This is a genomic window from Vescimonas sp., from assembly GCF_057856985.1.
In genome coordinates, this window is record NZ_DBLZXX010000011.1 from 35,116 (window position 1) to 54,350 (window position 19,235).

The 19,235-nt window shown below is 56.6% G+C and carries 17 protein-coding genes; 12 read left to right on the top strand and 5 right to left on the bottom strand.

Annotated elements, in window-relative coordinates; translation table 11 throughout:
• Positions 1 to 50: 50 nt before the first annotated feature.
• Entirely contained in the window at positions 51 to 527 is a 477-nt protein-coding gene (locus tag ACZM22_RS07960) for a hypothetical protein (RefSeq protein ID WP_484424225.1), read from the bottom strand.
• 124 nt (positions 528 to 651) lie between these two features.
• Here ACZM22_RS07960 and ACZM22_RS07965 point away from each other — a divergent pair, with 124 nt between their 5' ends.
• Genes ACZM22_RS07965 through ACZM22_RS07975 form a run of 3 tightly spaced genes read left to right on the top strand, consistent with a single transcriptional unit; the run spans position 652 to position 5,544 of the window.
• Positions 652 to 3,015, top strand: coding sequence for an O-antigen ligase family protein (locus ACZM22_RS07965; protein ID WP_489543685.1), 2,364 nt, complete (start codon positions 652 to 654; stop codon positions 3,013 to 3,015).
• A 31-nt stretch (positions 3,016 to 3,046) separates the two neighbouring features.
• The gene (locus tag ACZM22_RS07970) at positions 3,047 to 4,159 is read left to right on the top strand and encodes a glycosyltransferase (RefSeq protein WP_489543686.1); all 1,113 of its coding nucleotides are present in this window, start codon (positions 3,047 to 3,049) and stop codon (positions 4,157 to 4,159) included.
• Positions 4,159 to 5,544 carry an undecaprenyl-phosphate glucose phosphotransferase gene (locus tag ACZM22_RS07975; RefSeq protein ID WP_484424222.1) on the top strand — a complete coding sequence of 462 codons (1,386 nt, stop codon included), beginning with the start codon at positions 4,159 to 4,161 and terminating at the stop codon, positions 5,542 to 5,544. The genes ACZM22_RS07970 and ACZM22_RS07975 overlap by 1 nt, the downstream gene beginning before the upstream one ends.
• 303 nt (positions 5,545 to 5,847) lie before the next feature.
• Here the strand turns inward: ACZM22_RS07975 and ACZM22_RS07980 are convergent, their stop codons facing one another.
• Positions 5,848 to 6,990 (bottom strand): tyrosine-type recombinase/integrase, encoded by a 1,143-nt coding sequence (locus tag ACZM22_RS07980; protein WP_022136260.1) that lies wholly within the window; start codon positions 6,988 to 6,990, stop codon positions 5,848 to 5,850.
• Between the two features lie 628 nt (positions 6,991 to 7,618).
• Here ACZM22_RS07980 and ACZM22_RS07985 point away from each other — a divergent pair.
• On the top strand, positions 7,619 to 8,134 hold the full coding sequence (locus ACZM22_RS07985) for a homing endonuclease associated repeat-containing protein (protein ID WP_489543687.1): 516 nt from the start codon (positions 7,619 to 7,621) through the stop codon (positions 8,132 to 8,134).
• Between the two features lie 132 nt (positions 8,135 to 8,266).
• Positions 8,267 to 8,908, top strand: a complete 642-nt coding sequence (locus tag ACZM22_RS07990; protein ID WP_489543688.1) for a hypothetical protein — start codon at positions 8,267 to 8,269, stop codon at positions 8,906 to 8,908.
• A gap of 1,767 nt (positions 8,909 to 10,675) precedes the next feature.
• Here the strand turns inward: ACZM22_RS07990 and ACZM22_RS07995 are convergent.
• Both ACZM22_RS07995 and ACZM22_RS08000 read right to left on the bottom strand, forming a co-directional pair.
• Complete coding sequence (locus ACZM22_RS07995; protein WP_489543696.1) at positions 10,676 to 10,882, bottom strand: hypothetical protein; 207 nt, start codon at positions 10,880 to 10,882, stop codon at positions 10,676 to 10,678.
• A 441-nt stretch (positions 10,883 to 11,323) separates the two neighbouring features.
• On the bottom strand, positions 11,324 to 12,028 hold the full coding sequence (locus ACZM22_RS08000; protein WP_489543697.1) for a hypothetical protein: 705 nt from the start codon (positions 12,026 to 12,028) through the stop codon (positions 11,324 to 11,326).
• A gap of 36 nt (positions 12,029 to 12,064) precedes the next feature.
• Here ACZM22_RS08000 and ACZM22_RS08005 point away from each other — a divergent pair, with 36 nt between their 5' ends.
• From ACZM22_RS08005 to ACZM22_RS08015, 3 genes are all read left to right on the top strand, one after another.
• Complete coding sequence (locus ACZM22_RS08005) at positions 12,065 to 13,885, top strand: DUF4430 domain-containing protein (protein WP_489543695.1); 1,821 nt, start codon at positions 12,065 to 12,067, stop codon at positions 13,883 to 13,885.
• Between the two features lie 182 nt (positions 13,886 to 14,067).
• Positions 14,068 to 14,547, top strand: a complete 480-nt coding sequence (locus ACZM22_RS08010) for a DUF4430 domain-containing protein (protein WP_489543689.1) — start codon at positions 14,068 to 14,070, stop codon at positions 14,545 to 14,547.
• Positions 14,548 to 15,131: 584 nt separating this feature from the next.
• Complete coding sequence (locus ACZM22_RS08015; RefSeq protein ID WP_489543690.1) at positions 15,132 to 15,467, top strand: hypothetical protein; 336 nt, start codon at positions 15,132 to 15,134, stop codon at positions 15,465 to 15,467.
• Positions 15,468 to 15,542: 75 nt separating this feature from the next.
• On the opposite strand, the gene ACZM22_RS08020 is transcribed toward ACZM22_RS08015, so the two are convergent.
• The gene (locus ACZM22_RS08020) at positions 15,543 to 16,619 is read right to left on the bottom strand and encodes a DUF6076 domain-containing protein (RefSeq protein WP_331904511.1); all 1,077 of its coding nucleotides are present in this window, start codon (positions 16,617 to 16,619) and stop codon (positions 15,543 to 15,545) included.
• Between the two features lie 150 nt (positions 16,620 to 16,769).
• Between ACZM22_RS08020 and ACZM22_RS08025 the strand changes: the two genes are divergently transcribed.
• The 4 genes from ACZM22_RS08025 to ACZM22_RS08040 all read left to right on the top strand — a co-directional run.
• A complete protein-coding gene (locus tag ACZM22_RS08025; protein ID WP_489543691.1) occupies positions 16,770 to 17,786 on the top strand; it encodes an AAA family ATPase in 1,017 nt (338 codons plus the stop codon).
• A 541-nt stretch (positions 17,787 to 18,327) separates the two neighbouring features.
• Complete coding sequence (locus tag ACZM22_RS08030) at positions 18,328 to 18,678, top strand: hypothetical protein (protein WP_489543692.1); 351 nt, start codon at positions 18,328 to 18,330, stop codon at positions 18,676 to 18,678.
• On the top strand, positions 18,671 to 18,943 hold the full coding sequence (locus ACZM22_RS08035) for a hypothetical protein (RefSeq protein WP_331904583.1): 273 nt from the start codon (positions 18,671 to 18,673) through the stop codon (positions 18,941 to 18,943). The genes ACZM22_RS08030 and ACZM22_RS08035 overlap by 8 nt, the downstream gene beginning before the upstream one ends.
• A 78-nt stretch (positions 18,944 to 19,021) precedes the next feature.
• A partial coding sequence (locus tag ACZM22_RS08040; protein ID WP_489543693.1) for a recombinase family protein occupies positions 19,022 to 19,235 on the top strand: 214 nt, incomplete at its 3' end.

Consider the following 19,235-nt stretch of genomic DNA (forward strand, 5'->3'; position numbering starts at 1 on the left):
AAAGGTCCCCTGCACGAAAGTGCAGGGGACCTTTTTTGCCCGCATTGCCGTCAAAAGGGGATAGAGGCGGCGGGCACACCGGCCTGCTCCGCGAACAGCCGTCCCGTGGGCGGCAGGATGCTGAACAGGAGATACGCCACCGCCAGCAGGATCACCGCGCCGTACCACGGCAGGGCGTCGCCGCCCAGCCGTCCCAGCGCCAGCGCGTGGACGCCCAGCGCCATGGCCGCCGCCAGCAGCGCCGCCGCGGCAGGAGCCGCCCCTGCGGCGGCAAGGGCCAGCCCCAGCCCCGCACCCAGCAGGATGGCGGCGCACAGCCCCGCGCCGCCGCTGCCCTCCAGCCGCCGCAGCACCGCCGCCGCAGGCAGCATGGCCCAGAACACCAGCTTCCCCGTCTCCCAGGGACTGGCGTTGGCGGGGCCCAGCGCCTCCGTCAGCGGGTTGGGGAACCGCAGGCGCAGGCAATACAGCAGCACCCCGCACACGGCGGCGGTGCCCAAAGCCAGAAGATGGCGCACACCGCGCATCCGCCTCACCTCCTATGACGTAAGACTATGCGCCGCAGCGGCGGAATATTTCCCCTGCGCATTGACAGAGAACGGCGAAAAAGATATACTGAACAAAGACTATCTCTTAGACAAGGAGAACGTTATGGCGAAGAAAACAGGTCGTAAAGACCAGATATCTGCGGCCTCACTGCATCAGGAGCTGCGGCGTCCGTGGCTGGTGCCGGTGCTGGCTGTTTTTTACTTTCTCATCACCTGTCTGATGAAGCACGGGGCCAACAAGGGCATCACCCTGCTGCTGCTGGCTGCGGCGGTGGTGTGCGTCGTGGTGAAAACGGCGCAGCTGGGCCGCCGCATGAGCTGGCCCGCGCTGCTGTTGGGACTCTATATCTGCATGGACGGCATCTCCACGCTGTACGCCCCCTCCGGGAAGTTCGCCCTGTACGAATTTCTGAAGGTGGCGGGGGCGGCGTGTCTGGCTCTGCTGCTGACGGCGCTGGAGCCGGAGCGGCCGGGCCGCACGGGGCGCTGCGCCGCCACGGTGCTGGAAACGGCGGGAGCGCTGGTGTCCCTGGTCAGCATCGACACCGTGTCCACCCAGCTTCTCTACAAGCTGATGGTGTCCTTTACCGCCCAGTTCGGCGCGTCCATGCAGCTGAACACCCTGCTGCAGGAGCAGCGTCTCAAGACCATTTTTGAAAACCCCAACGTGTTCGCCGGCGCCGCCGGCGCGGCCATCCTGCTGTCGCTGGGCCTGGCCGACGGTGCGGAGGACCGGAAGGAGCGCTGCCTGCACCTTTCCTGCCTGCTGCTGAACAGCACGGCGTTCCTGCTGGCGGTGAGCCGCGGCGCCATGGCGGCCATCGCGGCGGCGTTCCTGCTGTACCTGCTGATGGAGCGGGGCCAGCGCCGCGCCGTGTCCTTCATCCTGATGGTGGAGACGCTGGTGCTGGCGGCTGCGGCCTCGCTGGCCGTGCTGCCTGCCTACGCTGCGGCGGGGGAGAAGGTACAGATCCTGCCCCTGCTGGCCGTTGTGGCCGCAGCGGCGGCCCTGTGCGCACTGGACATCTTCGCGGGCCGTCCGCTGGCCCAGCGCATGGCCCGGCGGATGAAGACCGTGAACATCGTGCTGCTGGCGGCGCTGGCTCTGGTGGCCGCCGCCGTGGTACTGGCGGTGAACTGGACCGGCCCCATCGACATGGCCGCCGGCGACAGCATCACCCGCGGCGCGTACCTGAGCGAGGGCGCCTACACCCTGCACGTGGAGGCCGACGGCCCCGTGAACGTACAGGTCCAGACCCAAACCTGGGAGGACGCCGTCATGAACCGCAAGCAGACGGCCTATTCCGGCGCGGCGGACGGCGCGTCCTTCAACGCACCGGCGGATAACCGCTCCGTCACCTTCATCGTCACTGCCGACGCCTCGGTGCATATCGATGCCATCCGCTACGACGGCGCGGCGTCCGGCCAGCTGAGGCTGAACTACACGCTGCTGCCGGAGGCCATCGCGGGCCGTATCCAGACCCTGCGTTCCGAGGGCAACGTGGTGCAGCGCACCGTGTATATCCAGGATGCCATGAAGCTGTTCTCCCGCAGCCCCGTTGTGGGGCTGGGCATGGGCGCCTTTGAAAACGGCATCTACAACGTCCAGAGCTATCACTACGAGACCAAGTACGTCCACAACCACTATGTCCAGAGCATGGTGGACACCGGCATCATTGGCCTGCTCCTGTGGGTGGGCACGCTGGCGGCCAGCGCCATCGCCGTTTTCCGCCTGTGGCGGAAGGAGCGGGAGCAGCAGGCTTACGCCATGTCCGCCGCGCTGGGCGCCCTGCTGCTGTTCCTGATGATCCACGCCGCCGTGGAGGTGATCTTCTCCAGCGGCTACTTCCTGCCCTTCGGCTATGGCGCGCTGGCCGTTGTCAACCTGTGCTGCGGCGATCTGCTGCCCCTGACCTTCGCTAAGGAGAGCGCCCGCCGCTGGATGGCGCGGGTGGAGGGCCTGGGCCTGGCCGTGTTCGCGGTGCTGCTGTGCATGAACCTCTGGGCCGCCAGCCTCGTCCAGCAGGGCAGCTACGATGCGGCCCAGGAGGCCGCGGATCTGGACCCCTACGAGTGGGCGGATCACAAGCTGTCCTACGTATACAGCGCCTCGGCGGAGAGCGATCTGCCTGCCGGTATGCAGGAGACGCTGGAGCGCTATATGGCGGATCTGGAGAAGCTGAACTCCAACTCCGTGCCCAAGTATCTGGCGGAGGCGGATTTCCGTCTGGGCCGCACGGAGCAGGGCTTCGCCATGCTGGACAAATACGTGGACTACACTCCCTCCGACCCTGACACCTGGGACGCCAGCTTCCGGCTGGTGATGCAGTATAACGACAACAGCGCCGCCTTCCTGGCGGGCGCATCCCAGCTGCGGGACAAGCTGACGGAGTGGAACGCCCAGAACCTGGGCGCCATCACCCTGAAGGACGACGTGGCGGCCTACCTCAGCGAGATGCTTGGCTGAGCCGCCCCGCTCCGGTGAAAGGAGGACGCCTATGCCGTCCGTGCTGTACACAGCCTCCACATTTTCCCATATTCTCAACTTCCACCTGCCCTACCTGCGCCGCTTCCGCGAGCTGGGCTGGCAGGTGGAGGTGGCCTGCGGCGGCCCCGTCCGCGACATCCCCTTTGCCGACGGGGCGGTGTCGCTGCCGCTGGAGAAGAAGATGTCCTCACCCGCCAATTTTCAGGCGGCGTCCCAGCTGCGGGCCATGGTGATCCGGCAGCAGTACGACCTCATCATCACCCATACGTCACTGGCGGCGTTCTTCACCCGCTGGGCCCTTCGGGGCCTGAAGCACCGCCCGAAGCTCATCAACGTGGTCCACGGCTACCTCTTCGATGACGAGACCTCGGGGCTGAAGCGGGGCCTCCTGACCAGGGCGGAGACCATGACCGCGCCCCAGACGGACCTGCTCCTGACCATGAACGCCTGGGATACCCGCTGGGCCATGGCCCACCGTGCCGCGCCCCGTGTGGAGGAGATCCCCGGCATGGGTGTAGACCTCACCCGCTTCCGCACCGCGCCGGACGCACGGCGCACCATGCGGGACAGGCTGGGCCTGTCGGAGGGCGATGTGGCCCTGCTGTACGCGGCGGAATTCTCCGGCCGCAAGAGCCAGCACACCCTGCTGGAGGCCCTGCCCGGCCTGCCGGAAAACGTGAAGCTCCTGCTGCCCGGCAGCGGCGCCCTGCTGGATGACTGCCGCGCTCAGGCGGCTTCGCTGGGCGTCGCGGACCGCACGGTATTTCCCGGGCAAGTCCACGACATGCCCCGGTGGCTGGCGGCGGCGGATATCGCCATATCCTCCAGCCGGTCGGAGGGACTGCCCTTCAACATCATGGAGGCCATGGCCTGCGGCCTGCCCGCGGTGGCCAGCGCCGTCAAGGGCCACACCGACCTGATCGGGCCGGAAAACGGCCTGCTGTACCCCTACGGCGCCGCCAAAGCCTTTGCCGCCGCCGTGGAGCGTCTGGTGTCCGACGCCACCCTGCGGGCGGAGCTGGGACAGGCCGGACGGGAGAAGATGCAGCGCTACGCGCTGGACGCGGTGCTGCCGCAGGTGATGGACCGCTATCTGTCTGTCATGGAGGGAAAAACGCGATGATGCGGGAAAATCAACGTCTGCTCAACCAGCTGCACGTTTTTACCGATGGACTGGCCGTATTTCTGGCCATGCTGGTGTCCTATTGGCTGCGCTTCAGCCTGTTCCGCGGCGTGAAGGGCATGCCTCTGAACTACTATATCTGGCTGGGCGTGGTGGCCGCGGCCCTGACGCTGGCGGTGTTCGCCGTGGCAGGGCTGTACGAGTCGTTTCGTACCGTGCGCTTCCACATGGAGGCCAGCCGCGTAGCGGCGCTGGAGCTGCTGGTGTCGCTGATCGTCATGGCTGCCATCTACGTGCTGCGCCTCGGCGAGACCTCCCGTTGGACGGTGGTGTTCTTCTACGCCGTCAGTACCCTGCTGCTCACCGGCAAACGCGCCGCCATGCGCCTGCTGCTGCGGCGCTGCCGCGCCATGGGCTACAACCAGAAGCGGGTGCTGCTGGTGGGTCACGGCGAGGGCGCGGAGGCGTACCTGACCCGCGTCGCCATGGATAAGAACCTGGGCTTTCGGGTCATCGGCTACGTGGCCGAGCGCGGCTGCTGGGATGCCCTGCCCTATTGCGGCAGCTACGAGGAGCTGGACGCCATCTTCGCCAGCGAGAAGCCGGACGAGGTGGTGGTGGCCCTGCCCACCGAGGAAGGCCGCTGGATGGGCCGCATCATCAACGCCTGCGAAAAGGACGGTACCAAGCTGTCCGTGGTGCCGTCCTACGTGCGCTACATGCCCGCAAACCCCCAGTTCGACAGCGTCAACGGCCTGCCGCTCATCAACCTGCGCCGTATTCCGCTGGACAATCTGGGCAACGCCTTCCTCAAGCGGGCGGCGGATATCATCTGCTCTCTGGTACTCATCATTCTGACCTCGCCGCTGATGCTGATCGCCGCCATCGGCGTGAAGCTGTCCTCCCCCGGCCCCATCATTTTCAGGCAGGAGCGTGTGGGCAAGGACAAAAAGAACTTTTACATGTATAAATTCCGCTCCATGCGGGTGAACAGCAGCGAAAACACCGGCTGGAGCAAAAACGTGGACGACCGCAAGACCTGGTTCGGCTCCCTGATCCGCAAGTGCTCTGTGGATGAGCTGCCCCAGTTCTTCAACGTCCTCAAGGGCGACATGAGCCTCATCGGCCCCCGGCCGGAGCTGCCCTTCTTCGTGGAGCAGTTCAAGGAGGAGATCCCCCGCTATATGGTAAAGCACCAGGTGCGGCCCGGCATCACCGGCTGGGCGCAGGTCAACGGCCTGCGGGGCGACACATCCATCAAAAAGCGCATCGAGTACGACCTGTACTATATCGAAAACTGGACGCCGGCCTTTGACCTGCGCATCCTCATCATGACGGCCTTCTGCATGTTCAACAAGGAGAAGGTCAACAAACGCGGCAAATAAAAAAGAGAGGGCGCAGGCCACATCTTCATAAGTACAAATTGTGGCACAAGGGCGGCTGATGCGAAATGCCCCGTCGCAGGGATTTCCTGCGGCGGGGCATTTTTGACATCTTTAGGCAAAGAAATAAAACCACAGCTCTAACAAGGGAACGAAAAAATCTTTAACACGAGTAAAACCTCCTATTGCAATATGCTGGTAAAAGCTTGCTGGCCGTTTTACTAGAGCAATAGGAGGTTTAATGCGTTTTAAGAAAGATGAATACAAAAATTCCGCAAAGTAAACTAACTTTGCGGAACTCGCAGCTCATAAACGTTGCATGAGCGCACTACCCATCAGTTGTGTTGGTATAAACGTTTCTTGTACAGGTAAAAAGCAGATGTTTTGTACGGCCTGTGACTTATGGGCTAATGATGGGTGATGGTACAGATTCAAAGTCGTCTTAATATCTGAGTGTCCGAGCATTTCGCTCACACTTTTCACATCTATTCCCCGTTCAACACAGCGAGTTGCATAGGTGTGGCGCAGAATGTGAAAATTTCGATAGTGAACTCCGCATTCCTTCAAAAACAGCTTGTACTGGTATTGACAGGTACGAGGGGCCATAGGTGCGTCCGTGCCTGTCATTAAAAAACTATCTATTGAATTAGAAAGACGCACTTGTTTCAGCAACGCTAACATATCTGCAGGAATGGGTATCCGTCGTAGGGATGATAAACTTTTAGGGGGCTGGATCACCAGTTTGCCTACTCCATCTACGGTCAATCTCTGTACTGTGCGCTGGACAGAAATTACTCCCGACGAAAAGTCAATGTCAGACCACCGTAGTGCACACAACTCTCCTAAACGCAAACCACTGTTCAATGTCAGCAAAATAGCTATTCCTAGAATACTCGGTACATCGAGTACTCTATTGGCAATGGAGTTTATCTCTGCATCTGAAAAGATTTCCGGCATATTTTGCCGATACTTCGGGAGTTTTGCGCCATGTGCAGGACTGCTGCAATTGAATGTAGTCTCTGCATACTTTAAAACGCCCTTCAATAATGTGCCTATATCTTTCAACGTCTTCTGTGACAGCTCGCTATCTATCTGTTTTTGCTGCAAAAAAGATGTGAATGCTTTTGTTGATAACTGATCTACACATACACGGCCCAACGATGGGAGAATATGCTTTCGCAGCATCTGCTCATAGCGCAGGTAAGATGAGAGCTTTATAGTGTTTTCCTTTTCGGCCAAGAAGCCTGTTACGGCCTCTTGGATAGTGACCACACCTCTTTGCTGAATGGCATTCTTCTCAGTTTTAGGATAACCCCTGTAGCGTGAATCATTGCTCCTAATAATTATCTGTTCTGAGTTTTTGGCCTTAGATGCCTTGCGGATGTAGATGCCTCTTTGCGACCACTGCCGTGTTCCTGCATTACAATACTCTCTTTTGCAATGCTGCATAGTCATCCTCCTTTGCCTATCAATCTCAAATTTGTCTACAATATTCGAATGTTGGAGAACTTCCATTAATCAATCGATTATTGCACTTTCCTGTTGACTTCTGCCAATAAGTGTAGTACATTTATATCACAAGATGCTCCGCAAAGTTAGTTTACTTTGCGGAAGTGCGGCAGGAAGGCCATTACATTTCTGTATTATGCCTTAATATACCCTGCTGATACACATAAAAACTTCATAGGCCCTGGGATGTCTTACAGCGGTTATCCGAACTGCGTTCTGTGCGCGGTCAGGTAATTGCATAAAAGGAACGGGAATAATAATCCCACGCGAACGGCACCGTGGGCGCAAGAATGCACCAAAACAGCAGTAGCTGTTGGACGAAAGTCCGCCATTGAGGGATGCCCCTTGAGAAGGTAGGTAGCAAACGAGGAGCAGCAGCTCCGTGGCGCGAGGCGGGAGACTTGTATGATTAGGGCCATTAGCGGTGGGCGGATTCTCCACGCGTTGTGACAGGAGTGCTTGTTGTGACAGCTATCATAGCTTGTTTACGCACTTCTATTTTGGGTGCTTGCCGCTTCTTTCAGTTTAGCTGAAGGAGGCGGCATTTGTCATCATTGAGGGGGAAAATATGTCAAACAGAGATCCACGCCAACGATTTGACTATCAAAATTGGTTAAATAGTCAGGTCGCCGAACGAGCTAAAGCCTCGCTGACAGCGCGGGATGCAGCGTTCGCCGAGAACAATGCCGGGGTGACTCGTGCGGCCCTAACGCAGTATCTAAATGTATGTGCCGCTGCGCTGGGGCATAGTCCCAGCCCCACAGAGATCGACGGTGGTGCGTTTATCGAGCAGCGATTCGGCAGCTGGGATAATGCCATGACAGCCGCAGGATTGCCCCGGCCAAAAACCACACCTAAACTTAACAACACACTGCGTTACCGCATGGAAAAAGAAAAGCTGCTGCCGCTGTTTCTGGCGGAGCGTAAGGAGAAGAAGCGGCAGAAGCAGATCGAGAAGAACCTGCGGCAGGGCCAGCTGGCCCACGAAAAGGCCGTGAAGCGCCGCGCAGAGCGGGAGGCAGCCGAGGCCGAGAAAACCGCCGCCGAAAAAGACACCAACCCTTGTCAAGCCGAGACAGTCTGAACGGAGACTGTCAGCTTTCCATAAGGGCGGGAGGGGTTCGCCGACCCCTCCTGCCGTCCTCAAACTGTTACCCGGTAAGCACGTCATGATGGCACATGACGAGTTTATAAAATTTTTAAGGAGGAAAATGACATGAAGAAGAGAGTACTGTCTCTGCTGATGGCAGTCATGATGCTCGTAGCCCTTGTGGTTCCGGCATCTGCCACAACAGACACAAGCGGCACTGTGACGGTGTACGTCACCACGGGTATGTTTACCACAGGCGGTATAAATGAATACCCGGCTTATAAGGGCGGCACGATCTATTCAAACCCCAACTTTAGCATCATGGGATATGAACTTAACATCAATACTATCGCGACGGATTATGTCAGTTCTACGCAGCTGATTTACGAGGCTCCCGAATCTGCAACTACCCTGAAGACTCCGAACATTTTGGATGCCATCCTTGCGGCGTTCTTTGATGCGAACGTGGATATATTCTCCGACGTAGTCGCCGGGTGGGATGCAAATCCTGTTAGCGGACCTGCTGGTGGCTATATCAATGGCGTTAATCCCAACTACGCCGTATATGACAATCCCGATACCGAAACTATTAACGGCGTTGTCTACGACAAGTATAGCGGCCAAGGTTGGAATATTGCCTACGGCATGGACCTGAATAATATCAGCGCGGCTGAGGTGTATGGTACAAATGTCGAACTGGTAAATGGTATGGTCATTATTTTCGACTTTAGCCCCTATACCATTTATGAGGTTCACACCGACAACTAAATAATCACAGCGGATAAGGAGATGGGGCGGGAAATCCGCCCCATCTCTTTATCAACGCAGAAGGGTATGTGTAATATGTCTACGAAAAAGAATTTTTTGGCAAGGGTACAGGCGTTGCTTTTAGCTGCCGTGTTGACACTCAGCTTGCTGCCGGTAAGTGCTTTTGCCGCAGAAAATGATCTGCCGCAGGAGGTAGCGCCTTCAGTGGGGCAAAATGCCGAGGTCGAGTACATCGGCGAAAAATTGAACGTTTCCACAAGCGGTGAAGACTCCGTAGAAACAGGCGCGACAGACCCTCTTGCTTCTTCGGCCTACTCAAAGCAAGAAGACGCCGCGCCTACTACGGAAACATTAGCTCTGATGGAGGCGCAAAGCATTGAGGAGACACCTCCGTCCCCTCTCGAATTTTCTTTTTATGATGTCAGCACGACCAAGACGACCTCGCTAGAGTTGCGCCAAGCAGAGGACGGAACCTATACGCTCTATATTCCCGTGAGTGGTGTCGTAGATCGGAATCACTGCATAAAAATAATCGCGCCTGAGAGCTACACGGAAATTTTTTCGTTAAAATACGACAGTTATGTGCCGGGTGCGTATGAAATAGCCCCTTCTCCATGGGAAGCAAAATCTGAGGAAGGAATACTTACCGCCGAAGCCTATTCGGTTGGGAGTGCGCCTTCTTTGGGAAATACGGAATTGATGTTTTCACGGAGTATGCAGCTGTATGTTGATGGGGCGACTTACGATATATCTGTGCAGCCGTATTGTGATCTTGAAACAACAGGGCTTGTAGAAAGCAAGCCCCTCCCCACATATCGTTTGGACGGCACACGTCCTTACAAAGAAATAGAACTGTTCAAGTATTATGCTACTGCTGTAACAGGCAAAGAAATAACTGTTACGCCAAATGTAAACAGCAATGTCAGTGCTCTCCTTGATCCTAAAGGTCATAATGGATGTGCGTCGGTGGATGGCGTCAAAACTAAAGCATACACCATCACCGAAAAGACCACCGTGACTATCGTGACGCGTGGTTCCGAAGAATGGGGCGTGGAGGGACGCACCTATACACTTCTGCTCGACCCGATTGAGAAAGATTATTTTCCGGAATTAACCTATAACGGCAAGACTCTAGCGAAAACAAACACCATGGTATCAACGAACATTGGTGCGAAGTATTCAATAACGGTAACGGCTTCTGCGCCGGACGCAGACCTTCAATGGAGGACTCTTAGCGGGAAAATCGTCAGCACAACCAATACGGTTGAAATAGACACATCAAATCCTGCAACTGGAATGCAAAACAAGCACATATTTGAGGCATCCGTTGTGGTGGATGGCTTAAAATATACCAGTACGGCGAGCTTTCTTGTCACGGTAAGGGGAAATAGTCTAAAGGATCCTGTTATCACGAGTCAGCCTGTCTCAGCGACATACGAAACGGGCAACAAGGCTTCTCCTTTGTGTGTCGTGGCGGAAGGATCTGCAGGCGGCAAACTTTCATATACATGGTACAAAAACACTAAATGCAGCACCGACGGGGCGGAGTCTGTCGAAAACAAAAGCAAAAACAAAAACGAATACATTCCCGACACAGGAGCGGGCGGCATATATTACTATTACTGCGTCGTGCAGGATACATATGGTACGGGCAAAAACAAAATCACCAGCAAGAAAGTGACCTCAGATATTGTACGGGTCGAAGTAACTGGCGGAATGCCGGAAGGCGTTACAGGAAGCGGAACCGAAAAAGATCCTTATATTCTTTCAACGGGCGCACAGTTGGCAGCGCTGCAAAACCTTGTAGCCAACGGGGATGGCAAGCCCTTCCGAAATACCTACTTCAAATTTGCAAATGATATTGAACTTCCGCAGGATTGGGAGCCGCTGGGCAGCCTGAAGGAAGGCGCTGCCCTTCCCGATCGGGGCGTCAATATCAATGCTTTCAGCGGGATCATAGACGGCGACGGGCATAAGATCATCATCCCAAAGGGCGGACTGCCTTTGATTGGATATGCACGGGATGCGGTCGTAAAAAACCTTAATATCTATGGTGAAGAAATCAATGGTTACGGCCTCTTAAACAGCTATGTGGTTGATTATGGGGACAACGGCGACTATAATGTTGGCGATGTTCCTGAAACCATTCGGATCGAGAATTGCCGCTTGCTAAAAGGCTCTTCCACCCTGAAGTCGGGCTTTATCGGGGGTTATGCGTCAGGCAAGAACTATGTGTATATCATTGATTGTACCATAGAGGAAGGTGTCACGATAGGATACACCGGGGCCGAAAGTGGTATTGGTTCATTTGGCGGTGAGTTCAATGGTATGCTCATAAACTGTACCAGTTCTGCCACGGTAAAGGGCAAGAACCGAGTTGGCGGCCTAGTCGGAAATAAAGGCCAGTCTATGGGCCTATTCCAAATTCAAAACTGCTCTTTTACCGGCGCTGTCATCGCTACTGGCAATTATGTCGGCGGCATTTTGGGTTCGGGATATAATGCCTGGTCTGCACCGAACTCGCCTTTGGCAACAGTCCGCAATTGCTTTGTCAGCGGCAGCATTACAGGCGCCGATAAAATCGGCGGTATCACCGGCGGTGAACCCGGTGTCGTACAAGCGTGGGGCAATGGTGCTGGTGATGTAGTCGATAATGTATTCTACGGTACGATCACAGCCACTGGCGAGGGGAAATTTGTTGGCGGCATCATTGGCTATATGCAGTCGCTGAATAAGTATAATTGGGTCAGCGACAACTATTATTGCGAAGATAGCGGTGCGGCTAAGGGTATTGGCGAGATCGCTATCGTTGATACCAGTGCCGAACACGAAACAGACAGCAACACCCGCTATGTGAATACCGCAATTGAAGTCCCTGATATTTTCGGTTTTGATCAAAGGGGTGGTTATAATCGTACTGATGACCCTGTAGGTAAAGACGCAGATAAACTGGTAAAGCGTGTCACGAAGGAAGACCTGACAAATGAAACCGTTGTTGCACTGCTCAACAGTTCTAAAACCAGCTTCCGCAACTGGATTCAAGGTGCGACCGGGCCGATTCTCCGCCAAGAGGCCGTTGCCTACGAGCTTGTTGTCGGAGGCGAAATCAAAAACCAGCACTATGTCGGTGATGCCCTGAATCTGTCCGGCCTTACGCTGACGGCCAAGTGGTCTGACGGTACGACTACCAATGTGCCGCCGAATGATCCCAACCTCAAGATCACCGGCTACGACAGCAGCAAGCACGGTCAGCAGACGGTGACGCTCCAGTACGGCGCGGCTAAGGTAGAGATCGTCGTCACCGTGCTGTATAAAGAGCCGGAGGACATTACCGTGACCATCACCCTGCTGGGCGACAAGGCCCACGGCGACAACGGCCAGGTACACGGACTGTCCAAGGGCGGCCTGACCGCGTGGGTCAGCGGCCACAAGGTGGAAGTGACCACCAACATGACTGTGTGGGACGCACTGCAGCAGCTGCCCGGCGTAACATGGGATAACCCCACCGGCAACTACATCAAGAGCGTGACCTACGGCGGTGTGACCATTGGCGAGTTCACCAACGGCAAGAACTCCGGCTGGATGTATACGCTGAACGGCAAGTACCCCATGCTGGGCGTCAGTGAGCAGTATCTGAAGAAGGGCGACGTCATCGTGTTCCACTACACGGATGACTACACGCTGGAGGCGGCGGACATGGGCCCCGCGCCGGAGGAGAAAAAGACCGCTGATGAGGTCATCGCCCTTATCAACGCCATCGGCGTGGTGGATCTGACCAAGGGCGATGTCATCGCCAAGGCACGCGCCGCGTATGACGCGCTTTCCGCGGCGGACAAGAAGCTGGTGACCAACTATCAGACGCTCCTGGACGCTGAGGCGGCCTACGCCAAGCTGGTGGCCGAGCTGGGCAAGAAGGCGGACAGCATCTACAAGACCACCGGCGACTATCTGGCAAAGCTGGGCACACCCGGCGTGGGCAGCATCGGCGGCGAGTGGATGGCGCTGGGGTTGGCCCGCAGTGGTCGCACTGTCCCAAAGGGCTACTATGACGCTGTGGTCAAGTATGTCAAGGACAACATCGACAGCAACGGACGGCTGGACAAGAACAAGGCCACCGAAAACGCCCGCATTATCCTGGCGCTGACGGCCATCGGCAAGGATGTGACGAATGTGGACGGCCATGACCTGCTGGCCGGGCTGAATGAGATGTCCTACCTCTCCAAGCAGGGCATCAACGGTGCGATATTCACGCTGATCGCGCTGGACAGCCACAACTACACGCCTGCCGGCGATGTGACCCGCGACAAGCTGGTACAGGCTATTTTGGACGCGCAGATCAGCAGTGACGGCGGCTGGAGCCTGGACGGCAAGAACGCCGATGTGGACATGACCGCCATGGCTATCCAGGCGCTGGCAGCCTACTACAAAAGCAACAGCAGCGCGAAGAAGGCTGTGGACAAGGGACTGAGCTGGCTCAGCTCCGTGCAGCAGAATGACGGCGGATTCACCAGCTGGGGCGCAGCCAACAGCGAATCCTGCGCGCAGGTCATCGTTGCGCTGACTGCACTGGGCATTGACCCGACCAAGGACAGTCGGTTCATCAAGAATGGTGTCAGCGTGCTGGACGCGCTGTGCAGCTTCGCGGTGAATGGCGGAGGATTCAAGCACCTCGCCACCGAGACAAGTGCCAACGGCATGGCGACGGAGCAGGGGTTTTATGCACTGGTGGCATATTACCGGCTACTGAACGGCCAGACCAGCCTGTATGACATGACGGATGTGAAACTGGAGGGCGTCAAGGCCGAAGAGCCGGTCGATGATACCGACAAGTCGGATGATACTGCCGACACGGAGGTCGAAGATACTTCAAGTGGCGGACAGGTGGTGCTGTGGGTAGTCATCGGCGTGGTGGCTGTCGGTGGTATTGCCGCACTGGCGGTGACCAGCAAAAAACGGCATGGCAGAGATGCGGAGTAATACTTGAATACACCAACGCAGGGGCGCGGAAGCGTCCCTGCGTAAGGTGCTTTTGTGAGGGTTTCAACATGAAAAAGAAGTCGTTTTGTTTGTTGCTCTTAACGGCAGTGCTGCTATTTTGTGCTGCCTGTGGCCAGACGCAGACAGAACAGCCGGAGGATACCGGCGACAAGGATCAGTACATGACTGAGCCTGTCCCGGATGGCAAGCCCGATCCGGTAGAGCCGCAGGATACGACGGTGGATACCACTACGACCCACACCTGTACTTTCTCCATCTCTTGCGAGACCATTCTGGATAATATGGACAAATGTGTGGAGAACAAGAAGTTTCTCGTACCGGCGGACGGCGTTATCTTTCCTGCCACGGAGGTAGAGTTCAGCGAGGGCGAGAGCGTATTCGATGTTCTCCAGCGGGTATGTCGGGACAACGCCATCCACATGGAATCCAACTGGACTCCGGTATATAACAGCGCCTATGTAGAGGGGATCAATAACCTCTATGAGTTCGACGTGGGCAGTTTGTCCGGCTGGATGTACAACGTCAACGGCTGGTATCCCAACTACGGTTGCTCCCGCTACCAGGTGAAGGACGGCGACGTCGTGGAGTGGCGCTATACCTGCGATCTTGGCTATGATCTCGGCAGCGGTATGGGTGGATAATGGAGGCGCCATGATATAGAGAACGCTGGTATAGGAAGCGGGATTTCCAGAACGCATTGGCCTCTGGAGATATTCGAGAGACCATCTAACCGTGCGGGCAGACAACACAAAATAATGTACAAAAAGCCAGGGATGGCCCTTTGTGACCATCTCTGGCTTTCACATTCCCATTGACGTGTTTGTGGTTGTGTGGTAGTTGTGTTTGCTACCAAAACCGAAGGGAGAACACGACTATGAAAAAGTTGATACTGCTGACCATCTGTACCATCTTGCTGCTTACAGGCTGCGGGCAGGCTGCTGCGCCGGAAGTGGGCACCGTTCTTGCGATAGTGCAGGAGGAGACTACCCCCACAACTGACACACAAGATGTGCCGACGGGAATAGCGGAAGTAGCTGTCGAACCAACCATATCAGAAATCCCCGCGCAGTCGCAACACGCGCCCGTTGTTGCGCCGCTGGAGGAACCCGCGGTCACTGTGCCAGCCGAGCCGCCAACGGCAGACGCACCCGCACAGACACCCGAACCTGCACCCAATACAGGCTTAGACACCGTGCCGGCGCAGACGGCAGAGGAAGTGCCCTCTGTGCCTCCCGCCACCGGTGGCATCTACTCCGTTGAGGAGGCTGTGCGTGTGGGCAACGAGTACGCCAAGGCACAGTACGGCGTGACCATCGACACCAGTATGACCACCGCTGACTCCAGCTACTATCCCGGCACAGCGGACAGTGTAGCGCGGCTGACCGAACACGGCGGACAGGCCGCATTGAATGCCGCCGTCTGCGGCAATGTGGATGCCACCTTTGCATGTCTCGCGGCATTGGACAACGCGGATGTGGTCAGCGCATACGCACGGTTCAACTGCACCGTTCGCTATAACGCGGCAGGAGATGAGTACATCGTAGTGGTGCTGTACGGCTGATATACACGGAGCAGCTTCTGCGTCGGTGTAAGCAAAAAATAGGGAGCCGGTCGTTCGACTGGCTCCCTATCATATTCATACCTCATTCAGTTTTACTCTCAGCGTATCGACGATCTCGTTTCTTTCCTCGTCTGTGCGCGCGGAACGGTATCGCTCCACCGCCGCGTCGCGGAGCTGCTCCGACTGCCGTGACCATACTTCAAAATCCGCTTTGCTCATTGTCCCCTTACGGACACGGGCAAAGTATTTTTTATAGGCGCGGATCTGTATCTGCCATAGCGGATCGTTCTTGGACTTCTCCTTAAAACTTGTCATAGCCCCCACGTCCCGGCAGGTCTTACCTCCCAGCTGCTCAGACGGCCTGTCGCAGTAGGTATAGCTCATTCCCGGCTTTTGTAAGAACCACCGTCCGCAGTGGGCGCATCGCTTTGGCACGAAGCCCCGCTGCAAACCTTTCATAAACTCCACATACACGAAATCCAGCAGCCCGTCAAAGTACATTCGCTCCACGATCTCCGGCTCGGTACAGTACATCCCCTTGAGCATGTACTGCGTCTTTACCTGCGGCGCATCTACCTCTCTGTCCGCGCCGAGGCTGACGCCGCTGATAAACGGCTCCAAGTGCGCCTGCAAAATGTGTTCCGCCAAGGGCAGCTTCCGCTGCCCTTTCTTCTTTTCGAAAACGGCCTTGCTGAAAAGCTCATCCAAGAACCACGCGTAGCGTTCCTGTACGAAGCGGATGGCCTTGACCTGCTCCTGCATGAAGGGGATCAGCTTGCTCCTGCGCTGCAGTACAAATTCCTCAATCTCTTCTCTTATTTCGCCGGTGAATAGTTCCTCCACCGAGACCATCTCTATATCCTGTGCCAGATACAAGTAGCTGCGGTACAGCGGCAGCCGCCCAAACCATTTCAGAGCATTGAAAAACGTTCCCAATACCGCCTCGGTATGGCTCTGGGAGATCACGCTCTCCAGCTCATCCAATGCTTCCTGAAACGGCGTGACATCCATGTTGAGGATCTCCGTCAGCACAAATCCGTATGGCAGCGGGTACACCTTCTCCTCCACCCAGTATCCCGCCGCACCAAACTCGACGCGTGTGTTGGTGTACATCCTGTCCATATCGAACATATCTTTTCCCAATATTCCCACGGCGCGTCCCTCCTGCGATTGATAATCTATTTCGAATAATAGTGTATCTGCTAATATCGTAAATTATCTATTGCTAAATGTCAAGGGAAATGGTACCATCGCAGCACTCGAATATTCACAGACGATATAGATTAGCAAAGGAGGACTGCTATGACATCAAGAAAAACTCTTTCTACCATCGACGCGGACACGCTGCTGTCCACTACATTGCCGCCCACACGGTTCATCATAGACCGGCTGCTGCCGCAGGGGTTACACATCCTTGCCGGAGCACCGAAGGTGGGCAAATCGTGGCTGGCGCTGTGGCTGTGTCTGCAAGTGGCGCAGGGAACAAGCGTGTGGGACTTCCCGACCCATAGAGGCACTGTGCTCTACCTCTGCCTGGAGGACAGCCTTACCCGTATCCAAAGCCGCCTGTTTCAGATTACCGACGACGCGCCGGAGGCACTGCACTTCGCCACCCTCGCCGCAAGCATCGGCGAGGGGCTGGAGGAGCAGCTCACCAACTTTCTTACACAGCACCCCGACACCTCGCTGGTGGTCATCGACACATTACAGCGCATCCGCACCGGCAGCGACAGCGGCAATCCCTACGCCAACGACTACCGTGACATCTCTGTACTGAAAGCGTTGGCGGACAAGCACCACATCGCTATCCTGCTCATTCACCATCTCCGTAAGATGAACGATGATGACCCCATGAACATGATCTCCGGCACGACGGGCATCAGCGGAGCGACAGACAGCAACTTCGTGCTGAAGGAACGTAGGCGCGGCAGCGGTGAAGCGACCCTGTACTGCACCGGACGGGACATAGAATACCGCGAGCTGCCGTTGGTATTCGATAAGAGCGGCTACACATGGCGGCTGACAGAGCCGGTGGAGGGGGAACGCACTTCCATCGACCCGGAGGCAATTTCCCTCTCTGCCTTTCTGCGGGGGCTGGGCAGCTTCGAGGGAACGGCTACGGAGTTGAGTGCGCTGCTGGAAGCAAAGACAGGGGAGAGGCTAACGCCCAGTGTGCTGTCCAAGCGGCTGGTGAAGTACGCGGAGGTACTGGAGCAGAACGGTATCCGCGTGGTCAGCGAACGCACACGGACAACGCGGATGCTGAGTATCCTTTGCCTTCCGTGTGACGGGAGTGACGGCAGTGACGGGAAAAACTGATATGGTACCTGTGTTGAATTTGCCGTCACACCTGTCACAGCCGTCACAGAGCGAAAATGTACCGATTTTTGGCAGCGGTACACGATGCTATTTTGCTCCGGAAAATCACGATTTTGGAGCAAACCCAGGGAAGGAAAAGGAAAGTTCACAGCCACACCGCGCCTCGCGCCGGTTGCCCGCGGTGTTGCCGCCTGTGGGCCGATGTGTGGCCTCGCAGGGCGGAGGTGGGGTACGGATACCACCCGGCCCATTTGGGCGCGTGTTGGGGAGCTTTTCGGTGCGCCGAAAGCGAAGCAGGAGAAAGGGGCGGCGTCGTGGACGCCCCCACCCCGGTCACTTCTGCCCGCAGTGCGGGCGGTTGCGCCGTTCCACCAGCGGCGTCGTAGAAGGGAATTTTCGGCGGGCGGTGGGGTCGAGAACAGAAATGATCCCGCAGTTACGGGAAAAGCTGCGGGGTCGCGGCAAAAATTCAAGGAGGAAAGCCGAGATGACAAATAACAAGGAAAAGTACGCTTTTTGGCTTATGCCGGAAGCGAAGAAAATGATAGAAATAAACGCGCCGCTGGCTAACTGCGGCAGCCAAAGTGAGTTCGTGGAAAAGGCGGTTCGGTTCTATGACGGCTACCTGAAGGTGCAGAACGCCGGTGCGTTCCTGCCTCACGCAGTGGCTGACGTGCTGGAAGGTTCGCTGGGCGTGTTTGAAAACCGCATGGCCAAGCTGCTGTTCAACCTGGCCGTGGAGCACAGCATTACCAACCACCTGCTGGCAGCAGACGTGGACATGACACGCGAGGAGTACAACAAGCTGCGCGGCGGCAGCGTCCGCGAGGTCACCAGCACACGCGGCACGATCTCGCTGAAGGATGTGATTCAGGAGGACTATTATGACTGAATACGAAGAATACAAGCAGACCGGTATGCTGGGCAGCTACCAGCCGGAACGTACTCTGCTGCGTGAGACAGACGATGGTGTGCAGCCTGTATTCCGTGATACAACTTATCACTATGACGAGGATGCTGTCATCGTGGAGCGTGACATGATGGTGGGCAAGCACTGCTTCCATGTCACCTCTATCTTCCCCGGCCAGCCAACAACTACCGCCACGAAGAAGTTGCTGGTCTGCATCGACTCAAGTATAGAGAAGGAAAAACGGTAATTCTTTCAGTAGACTTTGGACGAGCCTTGCGGTATGGTGTGTGTACCGCATCGGCTTGCCCTTGAGAAAGGAGGAAACATGGCAAGTCAAATCACAGCCAACATCATCAAGAACGGAGAGCCGGTGGACATCCTGTATGGTCGCTTGAGCCAGGAGGACGACCACGCTGGTGACAGCAACAGCATCGTCAATCAGCGCAGTTATCTGGAGAAGTACGCCGCCGACAATGGATTTCAGAACCCCGTGTTCATGGCGGATGACGGCTACAGCGGCACCAACTTCGACCGTCCCG

Bases quoted from the DNA above. Each gene is read 5' to 3' on its own strand.
- ACZM22_RS07960 (WP_484424225.1), bottom strand. From the start codon at position 527: ATGCGCGGTGTGCGCCATCTTCTGGCTTTGGGCACCGCCGCCGTGTGC.
- ACZM22_RS07965 (WP_489543685.1), top strand. From the start codon at position 652: ATGGCGAAGAAAACAGGTCGTAAAGACCAGATATCTGCGGCCTCACTG.
- ACZM22_RS07970 (WP_489543686.1), top strand. From the start codon at position 3,047: ATGCCGTCCGTGCTGTACACAGCCTCCACATTTTCCCATATTCTCAAC.
- ACZM22_RS07975 (WP_484424222.1), top strand. From the start codon at position 4,159: ATGCGGGAAAATCAACGTCTGCTCAACCAGCTGCACGTTTTTACCGAT.
- ACZM22_RS07980 (WP_022136260.1), bottom strand. From the start codon at position 6,990: ATGCAGCATTGCAAAAGAGAGTATTGTAATGCAGGAACACGGCAGTGG.
- ACZM22_RS07985 (WP_489543687.1), top strand. From the start codon at position 7,619: ATGTCAAACAGAGATCCACGCCAACGATTTGACTATCAAAATTGGTTA.
- ACZM22_RS07990 (WP_489543688.1), top strand. From the start codon at position 8,267: ATGAAGAAGAGAGTACTGTCTCTGCTGATGGCAGTCATGATGCTCGTA.
- ACZM22_RS07995 (WP_489543696.1), bottom strand. From the start codon at position 10,882: ATGCCCGTCGCCGTCTATGATCCCGCTGAAAGCATTGATATTGACGCC.
- ACZM22_RS08010 (WP_489543689.1), top strand. From the start codon at position 14,068: ATGACTGAGCCTGTCCCGGATGGCAAGCCCGATCCGGTAGAGCCGCAG.
- ACZM22_RS08025 (WP_489543691.1), top strand. From the start codon at position 16,770: ATGACATCAAGAAAAACTCTTTCTACCATCGACGCGGACACGCTGCTG.
- ACZM22_RS08030 (WP_489543692.1), top strand. From the start codon at position 18,328: ATGATAGAAATAAACGCGCCGCTGGCTAACTGCGGCAGCCAAAGTGAG.
- ACZM22_RS08035 (WP_331904583.1), top strand. From the start codon at position 18,671: ATGACTGAATACGAAGAATACAAGCAGACCGGTATGCTGGGCAGCTAC.